Source organism: Streptomyces sp. ADMS, from assembly GCF_033441795.1.
Lineage (GTDB): Bacteria > Actinomycetota > Actinomycetes > Streptomycetales > Streptomycetaceae > Streptomyces.
Window position 1 is genome coordinate 1 of record NZ_JAVFVX010000076.1, and the last position, 21,844, is coordinate 21,844.

At 70.7% G+C, this 21,844-nt stretch carries 17 protein-coding genes; 13 read left to right on the forward strand and 4 right to left on the reverse strand.

Going from position 1 to position 21,844, the window contains the following annotated elements; translation table 11 throughout:
- Positions 1-50 precede the first annotated feature (50 nt).
- The 4 genes from RB628_RS27790 to RB628_RS27805 form a co-directional block, all read right to left on the reverse strand.
- On the reverse strand, positions 51-2,438 hold the full coding sequence (locus tag RB628_RS27790; protein ID WP_318323260.1) for a DUF3488 and transglutaminase-like domain-containing protein: 2,388 nt from the start codon (positions 2,436-2,438) through the stop codon (positions 51-53).
- Complete coding sequence (locus RB628_RS27795) at positions 2,435-3,799, reverse strand: DUF58 domain-containing protein (protein ID WP_318323261.1); 1,365 nt, start codon at positions 3,797-3,799, stop codon at positions 2,435-2,437. Before RB628_RS27795 ends, RB628_RS27790 begins: the two co-directional genes overlap by 4 nt.
- Positions 3,796-4,836 (reverse strand): MoxR family ATPase, encoded by a 1,041-nt coding sequence (locus tag RB628_RS27800; protein ID WP_318323262.1) that lies wholly within the window; start codon positions 4,834-4,836, stop codon positions 3,796-3,798. The genes RB628_RS27795 and RB628_RS27800 overlap by 4 nt, the downstream gene beginning before the upstream one ends.
- Before the next feature lie 250 nt (positions 4,837-5,086).
- Positions 5,087-5,635 (reverse strand): carbonic anhydrase, encoded by a 549-nt coding sequence (locus tag RB628_RS27805; protein WP_318323263.1) that lies wholly within the window; start codon positions 5,633-5,635, stop codon positions 5,087-5,089.
- A gap of 391 nt (positions 5,636-6,026) precedes the next feature.
- On the opposite strand from RB628_RS27805, the gene rsmH reads away from it, so the two are divergent.
- The 13 genes from rsmH to RB628_RS27870 all read left to right on the forward strand — a co-directional run bounded on the left by rsmH (position 6,027) and on the right by RB628_RS27870 (position 21,820).
- Positions 6,027-6,983, forward strand: a complete 957-nt coding sequence (gene rsmH / locus RB628_RS27810) for a 16S rRNA (cytosine(1402)-N(4))-methyltransferase RsmH (protein ID WP_318323264.1) — start codon at positions 6,027-6,029, stop codon at positions 6,981-6,983.
- 97 nt (positions 6,984-7,080) lie between these two features.
- Positions 7,081-7,680 (forward strand): hypothetical protein, encoded by a 600-nt coding sequence (locus RB628_RS27815; RefSeq protein WP_318323265.1) that lies wholly within the window; start codon positions 7,081-7,083, stop codon positions 7,678-7,680.
- Between the two features lie 5 nt (positions 7,681-7,685).
- Positions 7,686-9,638: a penicillin-binding protein 2 gene (locus RB628_RS27820; RefSeq protein ID WP_318323266.1), complete on the forward strand. Its 1,953-nt coding sequence runs from the start codon at positions 7,686-7,688 to the stop codon at positions 9,636-9,638.
- Between the two features lie 30 nt (positions 9,639-9,668).
- Entirely contained in the window at positions 9,669-11,348 is a 1,680-nt protein-coding gene (locus RB628_RS27825; RefSeq protein ID WP_318323267.1) for a UDP-N-acetylmuramoyl-L-alanyl-D-glutamate--2,6-diaminopimelate ligase, read from the forward strand.
- A 4-nt stretch (positions 11,349-11,352) separates the two neighbouring features.
- Positions 11,353-12,783 carry a UDP-N-acetylmuramoyl-tripeptide--D-alanyl-D-alanine ligase gene (locus RB628_RS27830; RefSeq protein WP_318323268.1) on the forward strand — a complete coding sequence of 477 codons (1,431 nt, stop codon included), beginning with the start codon at positions 11,353-11,355 and terminating at the stop codon, positions 12,781-12,783.
- Complete coding sequence (mraY, locus tag RB628_RS27835) at positions 12,780-13,853, forward strand: phospho-N-acetylmuramoyl-pentapeptide-transferase (RefSeq protein ID WP_318323269.1); 1,074 nt, start codon at positions 12,780-12,782, stop codon at positions 13,851-13,853. Before RB628_RS27830 ends, mraY begins: the two co-directional genes overlap by 4 nt.
- Entirely contained in the window at positions 13,835-15,277 is a 1,443-nt protein-coding gene (murD, locus tag RB628_RS27840; protein WP_412180737.1) for a UDP-N-acetylmuramoyl-L-alanine--D-glutamate ligase, read from the forward strand. Before mraY ends, murD begins: the two co-directional genes overlap by 19 nt.
- A 160-nt stretch (positions 15,278-15,437) precedes the next feature.
- Positions 15,438-16,808: a putative lipid II flippase FtsW gene (gene ftsW / locus RB628_RS27845; protein WP_318323270.1), complete on the forward strand. Its 1,371-nt coding sequence runs from the start codon at positions 15,438-15,440 to the stop codon at positions 16,806-16,808.
- A 6-nt stretch (positions 16,809-16,814) separates the two neighbouring features.
- On the forward strand, positions 16,815-17,906 hold the full coding sequence (murG, locus tag RB628_RS27850; RefSeq protein WP_318323271.1) for an undecaprenyldiphospho-muramoylpentapeptide beta-N-acetylglucosaminyltransferase: 1,092 nt from the start codon (positions 16,815-16,817) through the stop codon (positions 17,904-17,906).
- Between the two features lie 143 nt (positions 17,907-18,049).
- The gene (locus RB628_RS27855) at positions 18,050-18,865 is read left to right on the forward strand and encodes a cell division protein FtsQ/DivIB (protein WP_318323272.1); all 816 of its coding nucleotides are present in this window, start codon (positions 18,050-18,052) and stop codon (positions 18,863-18,865) included.
- Between the two features lie 274 nt (positions 18,866-19,139).
- Positions 19,140-20,330 carry a cell division protein FtsZ gene (gene ftsZ / locus RB628_RS27860; protein ID WP_318323273.1) on the forward strand — a complete coding sequence of 397 codons (1,191 nt, stop codon included), beginning with the start codon at positions 19,140-19,142 and terminating at the stop codon, positions 20,328-20,330.
- Positions 20,327-21,094 (forward strand): peptidoglycan editing factor PgeF, encoded by a 768-nt coding sequence (gene pgeF, locus RB628_RS27865; RefSeq protein ID WP_318323274.1) that lies wholly within the window; start codon positions 20,327-20,329, stop codon positions 21,092-21,094. The genes ftsZ and pgeF overlap by 4 nt, the downstream gene beginning before the upstream one ends.
- 6 nt (positions 21,095-21,100) lie before the next feature.
- Positions 21,101-21,820 carry a YggS family pyridoxal phosphate-dependent enzyme gene (locus tag RB628_RS27870; RefSeq protein WP_318323275.1) on the forward strand — a complete coding sequence of 240 codons (720 nt, stop codon included), beginning with the start codon at positions 21,101-21,103 and terminating at the stop codon, positions 21,818-21,820.
- The last annotated feature ends 24 nt before the right edge of the window (positions 21,821-21,844 follow it).

Consider the following 21,844-nt stretch of genomic DNA (forward strand, 5'->3'; position numbering starts at 1 on the left):
GGACCCCTCGGGGTCCGGGCCACCACCGTCTCCGGCCGTCGTACGTACCGTCAGCCGTGCTGGCCCCACGGCTTGCGCAGGGTCGGCCGGGCCGCCGACACGCGCTCACTGAGCACGGCCAAGCGCGCCGACAGCGCCCACATCACCCGTACGGTCGAACGCGGGGCGAACGTCGCGCGCAGTTCCGTGCCCCGGCTCACCGTGGTGCGCAGGGCCACGGACACCCGGCGCACATCCTCCGCGAGTCCCGCCGTCGGGCGCGGACTGGGGGCGTACAGGACCTGCTCCACGGCGTCCGCCACCCGGTGCACGGCGTCCGCCGCCGGCGGATCGAGGTGGCCGAGTCGCACGATCCGGGCAGCCGCCTTGCGGGGCGTCTGCGACTCCTCCGGGCTGATGCCGAAGTCCCAGGCGGTGTCGGTCAGTTCCTGCCAGGCCGACAGCGCGTGGACCGCCGCGTCGGCGTCACCCCGGCCGTGCGCCCCGAGCCGTACGGCCCGGACCCGCAGCCGCCACAGCATCGGCAGCAGCAGGAGCGCGATCACGGCGAGCACACCCAGCGTCCAGCCCAGGGCTGCGGACCACCAGTCGTTGTCGTCGTCCGTGCCCAGTGCGGTCTGCGCGGACTCGCTCGCGCACCCGCCGTCCAGCCGCCGCTGCGCCGCCGTGCAGGTCTCGCTCGCCGAGGCGGAATCGGAGGGCCCCACGGACGCCTGCTGGGACGGCACGTCCGGGTCCGGGATATTGCTGCCCGGCGCCTGGGACTGCGTGTACTCGGGCACCGAACCGCGGGTCGGGGTCGGCTCGAAACGGGTCCAGCCGACGCCCTCGAAGTACAGCTCAGGCCAGGCGTGCGCGTCGCGCTGTCCCACCGACACCGTGCCGTCCGGCTGAGGGGTACCCGGCGCGAAGCCCACCGCGACCCTGGCCGGAATGCCCAGCGTGCGGGCCATCGAGGCCATCGCGAAGGAGAAGTGGACGCAGAAGCCCTCCTTGTCCCTCAGGAACCGTGCTACCGCGTTGGAGCCGCTGCCGACCTGCACCTGGGTGTCGTACCGGAAGCCGCCGCTCACCGAGAAGTAGTCCTGGAGCTTGACCGCCTGCTCGTAGGCGTTCGTGGAACCGGCGGTGACCTCGCGCGCCGTGCGCGCCACGACCGTCGGCAGCGACTCCGGGACCTGGGTGAACTCACGCACCAGCGCCGGGGCCGGCTCCGGCGCCTCGGCGAGCTGCTGTGCCGTCGGCTGCACGTCCAGGCTCGTCACCGTGTACCGCGCACCGCGTGTGTTCTGGCCGTGGTCACCGACGAGGGTGCGGCCCACCGGCTCGAAACGCCAGCTGCCGTCGATCTTCACACCGGTCGCCGGGTACGGCATCGGCAGCCAGTCCTGGGCGTACCAGTTCGCCGCCGAGATGGTGGTCGTGACCTCGGAGCGCCGCACGCCCGCGTTGAGACCGACCGGATTCGGGAACCTGTCGGGCACGTCCTGGATCTGCCGCTGGGCCGGCTTCCACGCGGTGCCGTCGAAGGAGTCGAGCGAGACGATCCGCAGATACAGGTCCTGGGTGTCCTCGGTGCTGTTGCGCACGGACATGACCTGACGGTCCTCGTTCACGTTCAGACTGTCGCGCAGCGACACCAGCGGGTTCACGGCGGAGATCGTGCCGCCTCCGCCGCCCGAACCCGTACCGCTCCCCGCGGCGTTCAGCAGCCCGCCGTCGAGCGAGGGCAGCGCCAGCGGAACCACCAGAGCCACGCCCAGCGCGACCGCGCCGATCCGCCGTCCCGTGCGTACGGGGGCGATCGCGCCGCCGGTCGGCAGCTCGCCCGGGGCACGTGGCGCGCCGCCGAAGACCCGGCCCCACTGGGAGAGCCGGTCCCGGCCCTCGGCCAGCAGCAGCATCAGATAGCCCGCCGCGGCCAGCAGGAACCACAGCCAGGTACCGCCGCCGTCGGCCAGCCCGGCGGCGACCGAGTACAGCGCGAGCAACGGCAGACCGGCCGGAGCCGCGCTGCGGAACGTCACGGCGAGGGTGTCCACCGCGAGCCCGATCAGCAGCGCACCGCCGACCAGCATCAGCCGTATGCCGTCGGACAGCGGCGCCGGGATCGCGTACCTCCCGACGTCGTCCGCGCCGCTCTGCAGCAGCGTGCCGAACTGCCGGAAGGCGTCGGGGCCGGGGATCAGGCCGAAGAACGCCTGCTCCCGGGCGAAGACCAGGGTCAGCAGAACGAGCGTGACGAGGACCTGCGCCGCCACCGTGAGCGGCCAGGCCAGCGGTACCCGCCGGGCACCCGCGCCGACGATCGTCTGCATGCCCAGCAGGAAGGCCACCTGCAGCAGCCAGCTCACGTCCTCGACCAGCGGCAGCAGGGCGCACGCCGTCAGCATGGTGGCCACCCAGGCGCTCAGTGCCAGTCGTGCGCGCCCGCTCATGACCGTCCCTCCCCGCCGCTGAGGGAACCGAGACCGGAACGCTCCCGGTCCGCCTGGCGCCACAGGTCGTCCATCGCGGCCCCGCGCGGGACGCGCACCGCCGTCCAGCCCGCCTCGCGCAGCATCCGCAGCGACTCCTCGCCCGGGTCCTCGGGACCCGGCACATCGTTGGGTTCCCGCACCCAGGTCTCACTGTCCAGCACGAACGCGACCGCCCCGCCGCTGCGCTGCCGCATCTTGGCGGCCACCGCGGCCTGCTCCTCGTCGAGGTCGCCGAAGAACGCCATCAGCAGTCCCTCACCGCCGCCGCGCAGCACGTCGTACGCCCGGGAGATGTCCATGCCGTCCGAGTGGTCGATCACCGCGAGCGTGTCCATCATCAGCCCGGCCGCGTCCGCCGACTCCTGGCTGGCGCCCGCGAAACCCTCGCCGCCCTCGCCGGGCACGGAGTTGCCCGTGTCCGTCAAAAGTCGTACGGAGAAGCCCCGCTCGAGCATGTGGACCAGGACGGACGCGGCACCCGAAACCGCCCACTCGAAGGCCGAGTCCGGGCCGGCGCCCAGGTAGGCGATGCCCCGGGTGTCGAGGAGCACCGTGCAGCGGGCGCGCTGCGGCTGTTCCTCGCGGCGCACCATCAGCTCGCCGTAGCGGGCGGTGGAGCGCCAGTGCACACGGCGCAGATCGTCGCCGTAGCGGTACCCGCGCGGGATCACGTCGTCCTCGCCGGCCAGCGCCAGCGAGCGCTGCCGCCCCTCGCCGTACCCCTTGGCCTCGCCGGTCAGCCGCGCCGGCGGCAGGGTCTCCACGCGCGGGATCACCGTCAGGGTGTCGTGGGTCGAGAAGGAGCGGGTCAGCTCGCACATGCCGAACGGGTCGGTCAGCCGCAGTTGGAGCGGGCCCAGCGGATAGCGGCCCCGCAGATCGGAGCGGACGCGGTAGGACACCTCGCGGCGGCCGCCCGCCTCCACCCGGTCCAGGACGAAACGGGGGCGCGGACCGAGCACGTACGGCACCCGGTCCTGGAGCATCAGCAGACCCGTGGGCAGCCGCGAGACGTTGTCCATCCGGAGATGGACCCGGGCCTCGGAGGCGGCGGGCACGCGCGCGGGGGAAAGCCGGCGGCTGCCGGCCACCCGGTAGCGCGTCCGGTACAGCACGGTCGCGCAGACCAGCGGAAGTACGGCGAGCAGGACGCCCACCCGGAGCAGATCGCTCTGCCCCAGGACATACGCGCAGATGGCGGCGGCGACCCCGGCGGCCAGGAAGGAGCGCCCGCGGGTGGTGAGACCGGCCAGCGCCGTGCGTACCCCGCCCTTGTCGCCCTCGTCGTCCTCCGGGTGCCCCGGCGCGCCTGCGCTCATCCAAGCCTCCGCGGCGGCTGCTGCCCGAAGTCGGGCCCGGAGCGGCCCATGCCGAAGCCGCTCTGCTGCTGGGGCGCCGCGGGCACGGCGGTGCGCTGGAGGATCTCCTGGACGACCTGCTCGGAGGTACGGCGGTTCAGCTGGGCCTGGGCGGTGGGCAGCAGGCGGTGGGACAGCACGGCCACAGCGAGGGCCTGGACGTCGTCAGGCAGCGCGTACTCCCGGCCGCTCAGGGCGGCGGACGCCTTCGAGGCGCGCAGCAGATGAAGCGTTGCGCGCGGTGAGGCGCCGAGTCTGAGGTCGGGGTGGGTGCGCGTGGCGGCGACCAGGTCCACCGCGTAGCGCCGGACCGATTCCGCGACGTGGACGTTGCGGACGGCCTCCACGAGCTTCACGATGTCGTGCGCGTGGGCCACCGGCTGGAGATCGTCCAGCGGTGAGACGCCGCCGTGCACGTCCAGCATCTGGAGTTCGGCCTCCGCGCTCGGGTAGCCCATGGAGACACGGGCCATGAAGCGGTCGCGCTGTGCCTCCGGGAGCGGGTAGGTGCCTTCCATCTCGACCGGGTTCTGGGTGGCCACCACCATGAAGGGGCTCGGCAGTTCGTAGGTCTGCCCGTCGATGGTGACCTGGCGCTCCTCCATGGACTCCAGGAGCGCGGACTGGGTCTTCGGCGAGGCACGGTTGATCTCGTCGCCGATCACGATCTGCGCGAAGATCGCCCCGGGTTTGAACTCGAAGTCGCGGCGCTGCTGGTCCCAGATGGACACCCCGGTGATGTCCGAGGGCAACAGGTCCGGCGTGAACTGAATGCGCCGCACGGAACAGTCGATGGACTTGGCCAGCGTCTTCGCCAGCATGGTCTTGCCGACGCCGGGGACATCCTCGATCAGAAGATGCCCCTCGGCGAGCAGCACGGTCAGCGAAAGCCGTACGACCTCAGGCTTGCCCTCGATCACTCCCTCCACCGAACTGCGGACTCGCTCCACAGTGGCGGTCAGATCAGTGAGGCTCGCTCGATCGTCATAGGTCGTCACACGGCCCTCCTAGGCCCGTTCTTTCTCCAGGCCGACGCTCTGCGATGCGGACCGGCCCACCCCGAAACACGGACACCACGCGGGAAGAGTTCCGCGTGACGTCACCCCCGCATTCTTGTTGCCGTTACCGGTTCGTGTCACTCGCCTGTGGATAACTGGCAGGGTTATGTCTTATTTTCTGGCCTTTTCGGCCCTGAAGTGCGGGGTAAATTTCGTAGAGACATACGTAAGGATGCGCGGTCCGGTTCGGTTACGCGGGATCGATCTCACGCAGCAGGCCCGACTTCACGTCGAAGACGAAGCCGCGGACGTCGTCGGTGTGCAGCAGGAACGGGCTGGTGCGCACGCGCTGCATGGACTGGCGGACGTCCTGGTCGACGTCCCGGAAGGCCTCCACGGCCCAGGCGGGGCGCTGGCCGACCTCGATCTCCAGCTCCTGCCGGAAGTCCTCCGTGAGGGACTCGAGGCCGCAGCCGGTGTGGTGGATGAGGATGACGCTGCGCGTGCCGAGTGCGCGCTGGCTGATGGTGAGGGAGCGGATCACGTCGTCGGTGACGGCACCTCCCGCGTTGCGGATGGTGTGACAGTCGCCGAGCTCCAGGCCGAGGGCGGCGTGCAGGTCGAGGCGGGCGTCCATGCAGGCGACGACCGCCACCTGGAGTACGGGGCGGGCGTCCATCCCCGGGTCGGTGAAGGCGGCCGCGTACTGCTCGTTGGCCTCGACGAGACGGTCGGTGACCGTGCCCTCGGTGGATATGGCGCCTTCGGGTCCGGTGGGAACTGATGCAGAAGTCGTCATAACCATGACGGTACTGGTCACGCCCCTTCCGGGCCCGCTGTGAGAGGGGACAAAGAACATCAATGAGTGTTGTTGTGAGGTAACCCACAAGGGTGGTGCGAGTATGCCTGTACGGGCGATTGCGGATGATTTGCGGCTTGTCGGGGACGGGGGTCGCGACGCGCAGGCCGGTTGATTGACCGCGCGACACCGTGGACTAAAGTGACGCGAAGCGGGAGGCGAGACTCCCTGCTGGATCGATTGATCCCCCGCGTGCGCGGCGCGTACGTACGGCTCGGCCTCCTCCCGCTCCCGGTCGGCTGACGCTTCCGGCGCCGGCGGACCTCCCCTTCTCGGAGCGGGCGGGAACCCGGCGGTGCGCAGGGCGCTGTGCCGGACCTGAGAGGGCCCCTTGAGCAACAGTCGACACGTCCCGGTGATGCTCCAGCGGTGCCTGGACCTGTTGGCCCCCGCCCTGGAGCGGCCCGGAGCGGTCGTCGTCGACTGCACCCTCGGCCTCGGCGGCCACAGCGAGGCGCTGCTCGCCCGTTTCCCCGAGGCCCGGCTGGTCGGCCTCGACCGTGACAAGGAGGCGCTGCGTCTCTCCGGGGAGCGCCTTGCCCCCTTCGGCGAGCGGGCCACCCTGGTGCACGCGGTCTACGACGAACTGCCCGACGTACTCGACCGCCTGGGCCTGCCGAAGGCCGACGGTGTCCTCTTCGACCTCGGTGTCTCCTCCATGCAACTCGACGAGGCCGGCCGGGGGTTCGCCTACGCCCAGGACGCACCCCTCGACATGCGCATGGACCAGACGACCGGAATCAGCGCCGCCGAGGTCCTCAACACCTATCCGGCCGGTGAACTCGTCCGGATCCTCAGGGCGTACGGCGAGGAGAAGCAGGCCAAGCGGATCGTCTCCGCGGTCGTGCGCGAACGCGACAAGGAGCCCTTCAGTAACAGCGCCCGGCTCGTCGAACTGATCCGCGACTCGCTGCCGCAGGCCGCCAAACGCACCGGCGGCAACCCCGCCAAGCGCACCTTCCAGGCGCTGCGCATCGAGGTCAACGGTGAACTGGCCGTCCTGGAACGGGCGATCCCGGCCGCGGTGAAGGCGCTCGCCGTCGGCGGCCGGATCGCCGTCCTGGCGTACCACTCGCTCGAAGACCGGCTGGTCAAGCAGGTGTTCGCGGCCGGTGCCGCCAACACCGCGCCCCCCGGACTGCCGGTCGTGCCCGAGCGTTACCAGCCCCGGCTCAAGCTGCTCACCCGTGGTGCCGAACTTCCCACCGAGGAAGAGGTCGCCGAGAACCGGCGAGCCGCCCCGGCGCGACTGCGCGGGGCTCAGCGCATCAGGGAGGATGCCGAGTGAGGCGTACGGAGGGGACTGCGGGTGAGTAGGAAACCCGGACTTGCCGGGCGGACGAGCGGGAAGGCGCGTGGAGACGACCGACTCGTGGGGAGGGCGAGTGAGTAGGAATCCCGAACTGAAGGGCAGGGCCGCCCGTCTCGCCCGGCTCTTTCCCACGGGGCCGGGGCAGGCCGCCCGTACCCCGTTCGTCCTGCTTGTCGTCTTTCTGCTGGGCGGCGGTCTGATCGGGCTCCTCGTGCTGAACTCGGCCCTCAGCGAAGGAGGGTTCCGCCTCGACGACCTTCAGAAGGACACCAAGAGCCTCACCGACGAGGAACAGGCGCTCCAGCGGGACGTGGACGCCTATGCCGCGCCCGACGCCCTCCAGCGCCGGGCCAGGGAACTCGGCATGGTCCCGGGCGGCGACCCGGCCTTCCTCAACCCCGACGGCACCGTCAAGGGCGTCCCGGGCGCCGCTGAGCAGGCGGCGCTGCGGATTCCGGCGGTGGTCCCGCCCGAGATGAACGTCCCCGAGCCTGCGCCCACACCGACCGCCACCCTTACGCCGACCGCCACCCCCACGCCCACGCCCACCCCTGAGCCGACGCCCACGCCGACCCCGTCCGCGACGGCGTCTCCCGAGCAGACCCCCGCAGCCCCCCCCACCCCCACCTCCACCTCCACCCCCACCCTCCCCTCCACGACCCCCGGCAGGTGACGGAAGTGTCCGACAGGGAACCGCCGCGCCGTCGCGTGCCCGCCCCGGCCAGGTCCGCCCGTCCCGGGGCCGCCCGGCGTCCGGGCCCCGGCGCCCGCCCCGCCCGCCGCCCGGCAGCGGACCGGCCCACCGGGCCCAAGGTCATCCGGCTCGGCAGCCCCCGGCCCCGGCTGCGCATGGTCAGTCTCGCGCTGGCCCTGGTGCTGATCGCCTTCGTCGTAAGGCTGTTCCAGGTGCAGGCCGTCGACGCCAGCGAGTACGCCGCCAAGGCCGAGCAGAACCGGTACGTCGGCCGCACCCTGGCCGCCGAGCGTGGCGAGATCACCGACCGCAACGGCGTCGAACTGGCGACCAGCGTGGACGCGTACGACATCACCGCCGACCCGACGATGTTCACGCCGAAGAGCACGAAACTGGGAGACGCCCCCGAGCAGGCCGCCGCTCTGCTCGCGCCGATCCTCGGGCAGGACGCCGACACCATCGCGAACAGGCTCAGGACGCCGGACACGCGCTACACGCTGCTCGCGCACCGCCAGACCCCCCAGGTGTGGACGCAGATCAAGGACCTGAAGTCCACCCTGGCCGCCAAGTCCGGAACCGACCCGGACACCGTCAACGTCCTCGCCGGTGTGCTGGCCGTGCCCGCGAGCAAGCGCGTCTATCCGAACGGTGGACTCGCCGCCGGACTGCTCGGCTGGGTCAGCGCCGACGGCAAGGGCGGCGGTGGCCTCGAACAGCAGCTGAACGGCGAACTCGCCGGGCAGGACGGCGAGATCCGGTACGCACAGTCAGGGGGACGGCAGGTGCCCACCGCCGACTCCACCGAGACGCCCGCGGTGCCCGGTTCCGACATCGAACTGACCATCGACCGTGACATCCAGTGGGCCGCGCAGAACGCCATCACCGAGCAGGTGAAGGAGTCGAAGGCGGACCGCGGGTACGTGATAGTGCAGGACACCCGGACCGGACAGATCCTGGCCATGGCCAACTCGCCCGGCTTCGACCCGAACGACCTCACCAAGGCGAACCCGAACGCGCTCGGCAACGCGGCCCTCCAGGACGCCTACGAGCCCGGTTCCACCGCCAAGGTCATGTCGATGGCCGCCGTACTCGAGGAGAACGTGGCCACGCCCGCGACACATGTCGTCGTGCCCAACCGGCTGCACCGGGGCGACCGGCTCTTCAAGGACGACATCGACCACCCGACCTGGTACCTCACGCTCAACGGCGTACTCGCCAAGTCCAGCAACATCGGCACCATCCTGGCCACCGGCCAGCTCGGCAAGACGCAGGCGCAGGCCAACCAGGTCCTCTACTCCTACCTGCGCAAGTTCGGACTCGGCAGCTACACCGGGCTCGACTTCCCCGGCGAGACCAAGGGCATCCTCGCGCCGCCGGACCAGTGGTCGACCTCCCAGCAGTACACGATTCCCTTCGGCCAGGGGTTCTCCCTCAACGCACTGCAGGCGGCCTCCGTGTACTCGACGATCGCCAACGGCGGCGTCCGCGTGGAGCCGACCCTGATCCGGGGCTCCAAGGGCGCCGACGGCCGGTTCACCCCCGCCGCCGATCCCAAGAAGACCCGGGTCGTCAGTGCGGAGACGGCGAAGACCCTCGCCAGGATGCTGGAGTCCGTCGTGGACGACGAGGAGGGCACCGGCACCAAGGCGCGCATCCCCGGCTACCGCGTGGCGGGCAAGACGGGTACGGCCAACCGCGTGGATCCGGCCACCGGCCGCTACCGCGGCTACACCTCGTCGTTCGCCGGCTTCGCACCCGCCGACAGCCCACGCGTCACCGTCTACTGCGCCATCCAGAACGCCACCAAGGGCAGCTACTTCGGAGGTCAGATCTGTGGCCCCATCTACAAGGAGGTCATGGAGTTCGCCCTGAAAACCCTTCAGGTACCGCCCACCGGGGCCAAGGCCGCGAATCTCCCCGTGGCCTTCACACCCTGATCAGCACGGAAACCAGCCAGGAAACAGCCCGTGAACACGATCTCTGACGACCCGGGGAACAGCGCCCCGTCGCACACCCGGCCCGCGCCCTCACTTCGCTCCCGTGGGGGTGCGCCCGGTACGCTCACCGCCGTGCCACACGCTGATCAGTACCAAACCACCCAGAAGGGCGTTCCTGTGACATATCCGGGACCGCCCAGGCCGGTTCACGTCTCCGCCACACCCCTCGCGGAACTGGCCGGACAGCTGGGTGCCCCACAGCCCCCGACCGCGCAGGACGGGATCGTCGCGGTCACGGGCATCACCCACGACTCGCGCGCCGTCCGCCCCGGCGACCTCTACGCCGCCCTCCCGGGGGCCCGGCTGCACGGCGCCGACTTCGTGACGCAGGCGGCCGGCCTGGGCGCCGCCGCCGTACTGACCGACCCGACGGGCGCCGAACGCGCCGCCGCCACCGGGCTCCCGGTGCTGGTGGCCGACGACCCGCGCGCGCGGATGGGCGAACTGGCGGCCACGATCTACGGCCGTCCGGGGCGCGACCTGCTCCAGATCGGCATCACCGGCACCTCCGGCAAGACCACCACCGCCTACCTCGTCGAGGGCGGCCTCAGGACGGACCGGGCCACCGGACTGATCGGCACGGTCGAGACGCGCATCGGCGACGAGCGCATCAAGTCCGAGCGCACCACGCCCGAGGCCACCGACCTCCAGGCCCTGTTCGCGGTGATGCGCGAGCGCGGGGTCGAGGCGGTCGCCATGGAGGTCTCCAGCCATGCGCTGGTCCTCGGCCGGGTCGACGGCTGCGTCTTCGACATCGCCGTGTTCAACAACCTCAGCCCGGAACACATGGAGTTCCACTCCGGCATGGAGGACTACTTCCGGGCCAAGGCGCGGCTGTTCACTCCCGAACGCAGCAAACTCGGGATCGTCAACCACGACGACGCCTACGGGCGACGGCTCGTCGACGAGGCCGCCGTGCCGGTCGTCACGTTCTCCGCCGAGGGCCACCCGGACGCCGACTGGCGCGCCGAGGACGCACAGGTCGGCCCGATGGACTCGACGTTCACCGTGGTCGGCCCCAAGGGACAGCGGATCAGCGCCAGGTCGCCGCTCGCGGGCACCTTCAACATCGCCAACACCCTCGCCGCGATCGTCGCCCTCGCCGAGGCCGGGCTCGACCCGCAGGCCGCCGCCGACGGCATCGCCGCCGTGCCGGGAGTGCCGGGACGCCTTGAGCGGGTGGACGCGGGCCAGCCGTATCTCGCGGTCGTCGACTACGCGCACAAGACGGACGCCGTCGAATCAGTGCTGCGCGCGCTGCGCAAGGTCACCGAGGGCAGGCTGCACGTGGTGCTCGGCTGCGGTGGCGACCGGGACACGACCAAGCGCGTCCCCATGGGTGCCGCCGTGGCCCGGCTCGCCGACACCGCCGTACTGACCTCCGACAACCCCCGCTCCGAGGACCCCCTCGCGATCCTGGCGACCATGCTCGAAGGCGCGGCCTCCGTGCCGGCGCACGAGCGAGGCGAGGTCCAGGTGTTCGAGGACCGGGGCGCGGCCATCGCCGCCGCCGTGGCCCGCGCGCGGCCCGGGGACACCGTGCTGGTCGCGGGCAAGGGCCACGAGCAGGGCCAGGACATCGCCGGAGTGGTCCGTCCCTTCGACGACCGCCAGGTGCTTCGCGAAGCTATCCAGAAGACCCAGGGATGAACTTGTGATCGCCCTCTCCCTCGCCGAGATCGCAGCAGTCGTCGGCGGGCAGACGTACGACATACCGGATCCGTCGGTCCAGGTCACCGGACAGGTCGTCAGGGACTCCCGCGAGGTGGAGCCCGGCAGCCTCTTCGTCGCCTTCGCCGGCGAGCACGTCGACGGCCACGACTTCGCGGCCGCGGTCGTCGAGGCGGGCGCGGTCGCCGTACTGGCGTCCCGGCCGGTCGGCGTGCCCGCGGTCGTCGTGGACGACGTACAGCGGGCGCTGGGCGCCCTCGCACGGCATGTGGTCCAGAAGCTCGGCGCGACCCTCGTGGCCCTCACCGGCTCCGCCGGCAAGACCAGCACCAAGGACCTGATCGCCCAGGTGCTCCGGCACAAGGGGCCGACGGTCTTCACGCCGGGCTCGTTCAACAACGAGATCGGGCTGCCGCTGACCGCGCTGAGCGCCACCGAGGAGACCAGGTTCCTGGTTCTGGAGATGGGCGCCCGCGGAGTCGGCCACATCCGCTATCTGACGGATCTGACGCCCCCGCGGATCGGCCTCGTCATCAACGTCGGCACCGCCCACATCGGCGAGTTCGGCGGACGTGAACAGATCGCACAAGCGAAGGGCGAACTCGTCGAGGCGCTGCCCTCCGAGGCCGACGGCGGCGCCGCGATCCTCAACGCCGACGATCCCCTCGTACGAGCCATGGCGGCTCGGACGAAGGCGAAGGTGATCTTCTTCGGAGAGTCCGGCGAAGCGGACGTACGCGCCGAGAACGTGCGACTCACGGACAGGGGGCAGCCCGCCTTCAGGCTTCACACACCCTCCGGTGCAAGCGACGTGACCATGCGCCTGTACGGTGAGCATCACGTGTCGAACGCGCTCGCCGCCGCCGCCGTCGCCCATGAGCTGGGCATGTCCGCAGACGAGATCGCCACCGCGCTCTCCGAGGCGGGCTCCCTCTCCCGCTGGCGGATGGAGGTCACCGAGCGCCCGGACGGCGTGACGATCGTCAACGACGCCTACAACGCGAACCCCGAGTCCATGCGAGCGGCTTTGCGCGCGCTCGCTGCCATGGGCACAGCCTCACGGGCGAAGGGGGGTCGTACGTGGGCGGTGCTCGGCAAGATGGCCGAGCTCGGGGACGAGGCGCTCGCCGAGCACGACGCGGTCGGACGGCTGGCCGTCCGGCTCAATGTCGGGAAGCTCGTCGCGGTCGGGGGCAGGGAAGCGTCCTGGCTCCAACTGGGCGCATATAACGAGGGTTCGTGGGGTGAGGAGTCGGTGCACGTGTCCGACGCACAGGCGGCTGTCGACCTGTTGCGCAGCGAGCTGCGCCCAGGGGATGTCGTGCTCGTGAAGGCGTCCCGGTCGGTCGGGCTCGAACGGGTGGCGCAGGCGCTGCTCGTCGGCGGCGTCGAGGGTGAGGTTGCCGCCCGATGATGAACCAGATCCTGTTCGCGGGAGTCATCGGTCTCTTTCTGACGCTGATCGGCACCCCGCTGCTGATCAAGCTGCTGGCACGGAAGGGCTACGGCCAGTACATCCGTGACGACGGCCCGCGCGAGCACCACGCCAAGCGCGGTACGCCGACCATGGGCGGCATCGCCTTCATCATGGCGACGATCGCCGCGTACTTCCTGTCCAAGGTGATCACCGGCAAGCCGCCGACCTTCTCGGGGCTGCTGGTGCTCGGCCTGATGGGCGGCATGGGCCTGGTCGGCTTCCTGGACGACTACATCAAGATCGTCAAGCGGCGTTCGCTCGGTCTGCGGGCCAAGGCGAAGATGGCCGGCCAGCTGACCGTCGGTATCGCCTTCGCGGTGCTCTCGCTCCAGTTCGCGGACAACCGCGGGAACACGCCGGCCTCCACGAAGCTCTCCTTCGTCCAGGACTTCGGCTGGACGATCGGCCCGGTGCTGTTCGTCGTCTGGGCACTCTTCATGATCCTGGCGATGTCGAACGGCGTGAACCTGACGGACGGCCTGGACGGCCTCGCCACCGGCGCCTCCGTCCTAGTCTTCGGCGCGTACACGTTCATCGGCGTCTGGCAGTTCCAGGAGTCCTGCGCCAACGCGCAGAGCCTGACCAATCCGTCCGCCTGTTACGAGGTGCGAGATCCACTGGACCTCGCCGTCGTCTCCTCGGCGCTGATGGGTGCCTGCCTCGGCTTCCTGTGGTGGAACACGTCACCCGCCAAGATCTTCATGGGCGACACCGGTTCACTGGCCCTGGGCGGCGCGCTCGCCGGCCTCGCGATCTGCTCCCGTACGGAGCTGCTGCTGGCGCTCCTCGGTGGCCTGTTCGTCCTGATCACCATGTCGGTGGTCATCCAGGTCGGCTCGTTCCGGATGACCGGCAAGCGCGTGTTCCGGATGGCGCCACTCCAGCACCACTTCGAACTCAAGGGGTGGTCCGAGGTCCTTGTCGTGGTCCGCTTCTGGATCATCCAGGGCATCTGCGTCATCGTCGGACTGGGCATCTTCTACGCGGGATGGGCGGCCGACAAGTGACGTCCGGTCAGGGCAGCGGCTGGAAGGGCCTGCGGGTGACCGTCGCCGGCCTCGGCGTCAGCGGCATCAGCGCCGCCCGCGCCCTGACCGCCCTCGGCGCCTCCGTCACCGTCGTGGACGGCGGGGACTCCGAGGCCCACAGGGAACGCGCGGCGGCCCTGGAGGGCGTCGAGGTACGTCTCGGGGACGCGTCGACCCTGCCCGAGGGCACCCAGCTCGTCGTCACCTCGCCCGGCTGGAAGCCGAGTTCACCGCTCTTCGCGGCGGCGGCCGAGGCCGGCGTGGACGTGGTCGGCGACGTCGAGATCGCCTGGCGGCTGCGCGGCCCGGATGCCGCACCCTGGCTGGCGATCACCGGCACCAACGGCAAGACGACCACCACCCAGATGCTCGCCTCGATCCTGCGCGCGGCCGGCCTGCGGACGGCCGCCGTCGGCAACATCGGCACGCCGATCATCGACGTGGTCCTCGGCGAGGAGCCGTACGGCGGTCTCGACGTCCTGGCCGTCGAACTCTCCAGCTACCAGCTCCACTGGGCGCCCTCCCTGCGCGCCCACTCCGCCGCCGTCCTCAACCTGGCCCCCGACCACCTCGACTGGCACGGCTCCATGGAGGCGTACGCCGCCGACAAGGGCCGTATCTACGAGGGCAATCGGGTCGCCTGTGTCTACAACGTGGCAGACAAGGCCACGGAGGACCTGGTGCGCGGGGCGGACGTCGAGGAGGGCTGCCGGGCCGTCGGGTTCACGCTGGGTGCGCCCGGACCGTCCCAACTCGGCGTCGTGGAGGGCATCCTGGTCGACCGCGCCTTCGTCGAGAACCGGCAGCAGAACGCCCAGGAACTGGCCGAGGTCGCGGACGTCAGCCCGCCCGCCCCGCACAACATCGCCAACGCCCTTGCCGCGGCTGCCCTCGCGCGCGCCTTCGGAGTGCCCGCGAAGGCCGTCCGGGACGGCCTTCGGGCCTTCACCCCGGACGCGCACCGCATCGCGCACGTGGCCGACGTGGACGGGGTCGCCTACATCGACGACTCCAAGGCGACCAACACCCACGCGGCCGAGGCCTCCTTGGCGGCGTACGAGTCGATCGTGTGGATCGCCGGCGGGCTCGCCAAGGGCGCGACCTTCGACGAGCTGGTCGCCAAGTCGGCAAAGCGACTTCGCGGGGTGGTACTGATCGGCGCCGACCGAGCGCTGATCGGCGAAGCCCTCGCGCGACACGCGCCGGAAGTCCCCGTCGTCGACCTCGACCGGACCGACACTGGGGCGATGCGCGCGGCTGTTCAGGAGGCCCGACGGCTGGCCGCGGCGGGCGACACGGTGCTGCTGGCCCCGGCCTGTGCCTCCATGGACATGTTCGCCAACTACAACAAGCGCGGTGACGCGTTCGCGCAGGCCGTTCGCGAACTCGGCGCGGGTACCTGACGTTCGGTCCCGGCCACGGCGGGTGCCCCGGGACCCTTGGAGGGACGCGTGAGACGGATGTGGCCCAGGAATTGTCGGCAGTTCGTTTGCTGCAGGCCGGTGGCAGCCGGCCGCGCAGTTCCCCGCGCCCCTTTGGGGCACGGCCGTGCGGGAGGCGCTGATGCCCAGTAGTCGTACCGGCCGAGCGCCCGTGCGGCGGGCCGTGCGGGTCCGCCGGCCCGCCGCTCCCCGCCCGCCCCGCGACAACCCCGTACGCCGCCTCCACAGGCGCGTACAGCGGGCCTGGGACCGGCCGCTGACCGCGTACTACGTGATCCTCGGCGGTTCCCTGCTGATCACCGTGCTCGGGCTGGTGATGGTCTACTCGGCCTCCCAGATCAAGGCGCTCCAGCTGTCCCTGCCCGGGTCCTACTTCTTCCGCAAGCAGTTCCTCGCGGCCTCCATCGGCGGCGTGCTGCTGTTCGCCGCCTCGCGCATGCCGGTGAAACTGCACCGCGCACTCGCCTACCCGATCCTCGCGGGCTCCGTCTTCCTGATGGTCCTCGTGCAGGTGCCCGGGATAGGAGTGGCGATCAACGGCAACCAGAACTGGATCTCGCTGGGCGGCTCCTTCCAGCTCCAGCCGAGCGAGTTCGGCAAGCTCGCCCTGGTGCTGTGGGGCGCCGACCTGATTGCCCGCAAGGAGGACAAGCGGCTGCTCGCGCAGTGGAAGCACATGCTGGTGCCGCTCGTCCCGGTGGCGTTCATGCTGCTCGGTCTGATCATGCTCGGCGGCGACATGGGGACGGCGATCATCCTCACCGCCATCCTGTTCGGGCTGCTGTGGCTGGCCGGGGCGCCCACGCGACTGTTCGTGGGGGTGCTGTCCGTCGCCGTGTTCATCGGCCTCGTCCTCATCAAGACCAGCCCCAACCGCATGGCCCGCTTCCAGTGCATCGGCGCCACCGAGCCGGGCACCGGGGCCACCTCCTGCTGGCAGGCCGTGCACGGCATCTACGCGCTCGCCTCCGGTGGCCTGTTCGGTTCGGGCCTCGGCGCGAGTGTGGAAAAATGGGGGCAACTCCCCGAAGCGCACACCGACTTCATCTTCGCCGTCACCGGTGAGGAACTGGGCCTGGCGGGGACGCTGTCGGTCCTCGCCCTCTTCGCGGCCCTAGGCTATGCGGGTATCCGCGTGGCCGGACGCACGGAGGACCCCTTCGTGAGGTACGCCGCGGGAGGTGTGACCACCTGGATCACCGCTCAGGCAGTGATCAACATCGGTGCGGTGCTCGGCCTGCTGCCGATCGCCGGTGTCCCGCTCCCGCTGTTCTCCTACGGGGGTTCCGCCCTGCTGCCGACCATGTTCGCCATCGGACTGCTGATCGCCTTCGCACGCGACGAACCGGGTGCGCGGGCGGCGCTTTCGTTGCGGCAACCCCGCTTTGGTAGAAATCGGGGGGCTGGGGGTCCGGTGTCCGACCGGAGCCCCCGGAGATGGAACACGATGAGACGGCGTGCCTCGGCGGTGCGTACGTCCGGAGAGCGGTGAATTTCGGTGCATGTCGTACTCGCCGGTGGGGGGACCGCCGGCCACATCGAGCCCGCGCTCGCCCTCGCGGACGCCCTGCGCAGGCAGGATCCGACCGTGGGAATCACGGCCCTGGGCACGGAACGCGGTCTGGAGACCCGGCTCGTTCCCGAGCGGGGCTATGACCTGGCGCTGATCCCCGCCGTCCCCCTGCCGCGCAAACCCACCCCCGAGCTGATCACCGTCCCCGGGCGGCTGCGCGGCACGATCAAGGCCGCCGAGCAGATCCTGGAGCGAACCAAGGCCGACGCGGTCGTCGGCTTCGGCGGCTACGTGGCCCTGCCCGGCTACCTCGCCGCCAAGCGACTGGGCGTGCCGATCGTCGTCCACGAGGCCAACGCCCGCCCCGGTCTCGCCAACAAGATCGGCTCGCGGTACGCCGCCCAGGTCGCCGTCTCCACCCCGGACAGCAAACTCCGGGACGCCCGGTACATCGGCATCCCGCTGCGCCGCTCCATCGCCACCCTCGACCGGGCCGCCGTACGCCCCGAGGCGCGGGCCGCGTTCGGGCTGGACCCGAGTCTGCCGACGCTGCTGGTCTCCGGCGGCTCGCAGGGTGCCCGGCACCTCAACGAGGTGGTCGAGCGGGTCGCGCCGTACCTCCAGCAGGCCGGCATCCAGGTGCTGCACGCGGTCGGCCCGAAGAACGAACTGCCGCAGGTCCACCAGATGCCGGGGATGCCCCCCTACATCCCGGTACCGTACGTGGACCGGATGGACCTCGCGTACGCCGCGGCCGACATGATGCTGTGCCGCGCGGGCGCGATGACCGTCGCCGAACTCTCCGCCGTCGGGCTCCCGGCCGCCTACGTCCCGCTGCCCATCGGCAACGGCGAACAGCGGCTGAACGCCCAGCCGGTGGTCAAGGCCGGCGGCGGACTCCTGGTCGACGACGCGGACCTGACGCCCGAGTGGGTGCAGCGACACGTCCTGCCCGTGCTCGCCGACCCGCACCGGCTGTACGAGATGTCCCGCGCCGCCAGCGAGTTCGGCCGCCGGGACGCCGACGACCTGCTCGTCGGCATGGTGTACGAGGCGATCGCTTCGCGGCGTCGCTAGGAAACGCATCGGCGAGTGAGCTGAAGGGGCGCGCCGGTGTGAGAGGTCGAGCGAGCGGAGGCCCGGAGGGCTGAGCACGGTCGGCTCTCGAGACCGGCTGTAGCGCCCCCGAGGTGGACCGAGCCAGGAAAAAAGGAGCAGGCGTGGCCGGAGCGACGACCGCCGAACGCGGCGAACGACAGCAGGACAGCTCCGGCCCGCCCCGCCGACCGGGCCTCCTCGGCCGGTTGGGGCCGCGCAGGCTTCGTACGATCGTCGTCCTGGCCCTCGCCCTGCTCGTCCTCGGCGCGGGCGCCCTCTGGGTGCTCTACGGGTCCCGGTGGACGCGTGTGGAGCGCGTGGCGGTGTCGGGGACCGGGGTTCTGACGCAGGCGCAGGTGCGCGAAGCCGCCGACGTGCCGGTCGGGGAACCGCTCGTTTCCGTCGACACCGACGCCATTGAGTCCCGACTGCTCCGAAAACTGCCCCGAATTGACTCGGTTGAGGCCACTCGATCCTGGCCGCACGGAATCGGGCTGAAAGTGGTCGAACGCACCCCGGTCCTGATTGTCGAAAGCACCGGTAAAGGGGGCAAGTATGTCGAAGTAGACGCGAAAGGCGTGCGATTCGCGACGGTTTCAACTGCCCCGGAAGGTGTACCCGCATTGGAATTGACGCTGTCCGGGACCGGCTCACAGGCCGCGAGTCTGCGCCGCTTCGGCAGCGACCGGTTGGTGCGCGAGGCGGTGCGGGTGGCGGGCGACCTGCCGGGTGCTGTCGCGCGCACTGTCAAGACGGTCAAGGTCCGCTCGTACGACTCCGTCTCGCTGGAGTTGGGCGACGGCCGGACCGTCACCTGGGGGAGCGGCGAGAAGGGTGGTGCGAAGGCCCGTGCGCTGACCGCTCTCATGAAAGCGGCTCCCGGGGCGCGGCACTTCGACGTAAGTGTTCCCACCGCCCCTGCGTCATCAGGGAGTTGACGCCCGTCCGTGCAGGCCAGCACCCTGGTTGGGCATCGCTACGGCTGATCACATAGGGTGAAAAGAAAAACGGGAGGTTCGGCGTGTTCGTTGAACGTGCGCCACTTGTCGACTTAGTGTCCTGTTCGGAAGAGTCCAAGGAACAGACACACTGGTAACCCTAAACTTCAACGTTAGGGTTCGGGTCGGCGTTCGGACCGTCCCACTTCGGCATGAGTTGTCCTTCGCGCCACCGCGAACGGCGACACGTAACTCGAGGCGAGAGGCCTTCGACGTGGCAGCACCGCAGAACTACCTCGCAGTCATCAAAGTCATCGGTGTCGGCGGCGGTGGTGTCAATGCCATCAACCGGATGATCGAGGTCGGTCTGAAGGGCGTCGAGTTCATCGCCATCAACACCGACGCGCAGGCGCTGTTGATGAGCGACGCCGACGTCAAGCTCGACGTCGGCCGCGAACTCACCCGCGGACTCGGCGCCGGCGCCAACCCGGCCGTCGGCCGCAAGGCGGCAGAGGACCACCGCGAGGAGATCGAGGAGGTCCTCAAGGGGGCCGACATGGTCTTCGTGACGGCAGGCGAGGGGGGCGGCACCGGCACCGGCGGCGCGCCCGTCGTGGCCAACATCGCCCGCAACCTCGGCGCCCTCACCATCGGCGTGGTCACCCGCCCCTTCACCTTCGAGGGACGGCGCCGCGCCAACCAGGCCGAGGACGGCATCGCGGAACTCCGCGAAGAGGTCGACACCCTCATCGTCATCCCCAACGACCGGCTGCTGTCCATCTCGGACCGCCAGGTCTCGGTTCTCGACGCCTTCAAGTCGGCGGACCAGGTCCTGCTCTCCGGCGTTCAGGGCATCACCGACCTGATCACCACGCCCGGCCTGATCAACCTCGACTTCGCCGACGTCAAGTCCGTGATGTCCGAGGCGGGTTCGGCACTCATGGGTATCGGCTCGGCCCGCGGCGACGACCGCGCGGTGGCGGCTGCCGAGATGGCGATCTCCTCGCCGCTCCTCGAAGCCTCCATCGACGGCGCCCGGGGCGTCCTGCTCTCCATCTCCGGCGGTTCCGACCTCGGCCTGTTCGAGATCAACGAGGCCGCCCAGCTGGTGAGTGAGGCCGCGCACCCCGAGGCCAACATCATCTTCGGCGCGGTCATCGACGACGCGCTCGGTGACGAGGTCCGGGTCACGGTCATCGCGGCCGGCTTCGACGGGGGCCAGCCCCCGGCCAAGCGGGACAACATCCTCGGCTCGGCCGGCGCCAAGCGCGACGACCCGACGCCGGTACGGTCCGCGGAGAGCCGTCCGTCCTTCGGCTCGCTCGGCAGCGTCACGCCGAAGGAGTCCCCGGCGCCCGCCCCGGAGCCGGTCAGTGAACTCCCGGTCTCCCCGCCCGTCCCGCCGTCCCGGTCCTACTCGGACAGCGCGGCCGAGGAGCTGGACGTGCCGGACTTCCTGAAGTGATAGGACAGCGCTCCGGAACGAGCGACGTGAGCGGCGCGCACTTCGCCTTCACCGACCGGTGGGGCGGGGTGAGCGCCGTTCCGTACGAGGAGCTCAACCTCGGCGGAGCGGTCGGGGACGACCCGGCCGCCGTCCGTACGAATCGTGAACTGGCCGCCAAGTCCCTGGGTATCGACGCTGACCGGGTGGTCTGGATGAACCAGGTGCACGGCAACCTCGTCGCCGAGGTCGACGGGCCGTGGACCGTCCCTCCGTTTCTGCCCGGCGCCCGCGAGCCTCGGCACACCCCGCCGGTCGACGGCCTGGTGACCGCCACCCGCGGTCTCGCGCTCGCCGTACTCACCGCCGACTGCGTCCCGGTCCTGCTGGCCGATCCGGTCGCCGGGGTGGTCGCCGCGGCCCACGCGGGGCGGCCCGGCATGGTCGCCGGGATCGTCCCCGCCGCAGTGGACGCCATGGAATCGCTCGGCGCCGACCCCTCACGGATCGTCGCCCGCACCGGCCCCGCGGTCTGCGGCCGGTGCTACGAAGTACCGGAGGAGATGCGCGCCGACGTCGCCGCCGTCGAACCCGCGGCGTACGCCGAGACCAGCTGGGGCACTCCGGCGGTCGACGTGGCCGCAGGAGTGCACGCGCAGTTGGAGCGGCTCGGCGTGCGCCACCGGGAGCAGTCGCCGGTGTGCACGCGGGAGTCCGCCGACCACTTCTCGTACCGCCGGGACCGCACGACCGGGCGGCTCGCAGGCTATGTCTGGCTGGACTGATAAGACATGACGGACCGTAAGGGCGAAATCGCCGCAAATCTCGCGGCAGTGGAGGAGCGTATCGCGACGGCCTGCTCGACGGCGGGCCGCAAGCGGGAGGAGGTGACGCTGATCGTCGTCACCAAGACCTACCCCGCGAGCGATGTGCGGATTCTGTGCGAGCTGGGTGTGCGTCACGTGGCCGAGAATCGCGACCAGGATGCGGCGCCCAAGGCCGAGGCGTGCGCGGATCTGCCGCTCACCTGGCACTTCGTGGGCCAGTTGCAGACCAACAAGGTACGTTCCGTGGTCGGTTACGCCGGAGTCGTCCAGTCCGTCGACCGTGACCGGCTGGTGTCCGGGCTGTCCAAGGAGGCCGTACGGGCCGGACGTGAGGTGGGCTGCCTGGTCCAGGTCGCGCTCGACGCGGAGGAGAGCGCGCGCGGGGAGCGTGGAGGTGTCGGGCCCGGCGGTATCGGGGAGTTGGCCGACCTGGTCGCCCGGGCCGAAGGGCTCCGGCTCGACGGGCTGATGGCCGTCGCGCCACTGACCGGATCCTACGCGGGACGTGAACTGGCGGCGTTCGAGCGGCTGATGGATTTGTCGACCGCTATGCGCCGCACGCATCCGGCTGCGAACATGGTGTCCGCAGGGATGAGTGCGGACCTCGAACAGGCCGTGGCGGCCGGGGCGACACATGTGCGCGTCGGCAGTGCGGTACTCGGAGTCCGTCCCAGGCTCGGGTAACGTCGCCAGGAAGTCGGACCACAG

Excerpts from the sequence above, each read along its gene's own strand:
- RB628_RS27870 (WP_318323275.1), top strand. The coding sequence starts at position 21,101 with ATGACGGACCGTAAGGGCGAAATCGCCGCAAATCTCGCGGCAGTGGAG.
- mraY (WP_318323269.1), top strand. The coding sequence starts at position 12,780 with ATGATGAACCAGATCCTGTTCGCGGGAGTCATCGGTCTCTTTCTGACG.
- murD (WP_412180737.1), top strand. The coding sequence starts at position 13,835 with ATGGGCGGCCGACAAGTGACGTCCGGTCAGGGCAGCGGCTGGAAGGGC.
- RB628_RS27805 (WP_318323263.1), bottom strand. The coding sequence starts at position 5,635 with ATGACGACTTCTGCATCAGTTCCCACCGGACCCGAAGGCGCCATATCC.
- RB628_RS27790 (WP_318323260.1), bottom strand. The coding sequence starts at position 2,438 with ATGAGCGGGCGCGCACGACTGGCACTGAGCGCCTGGGTGGCCACCATG.
- ftsW (WP_318323270.1), top strand. The coding sequence starts at position 15,438 with ATGCCCAGTAGTCGTACCGGCCGAGCGCCCGTGCGGCGGGCCGTGCGG.
- RB628_RS27795 (WP_318323261.1), bottom strand. The coding sequence starts at position 3,799 with ATGAGCGCAGGCGCGCCGGGGCACCCGGAGGACGACGAGGGCGACAAG.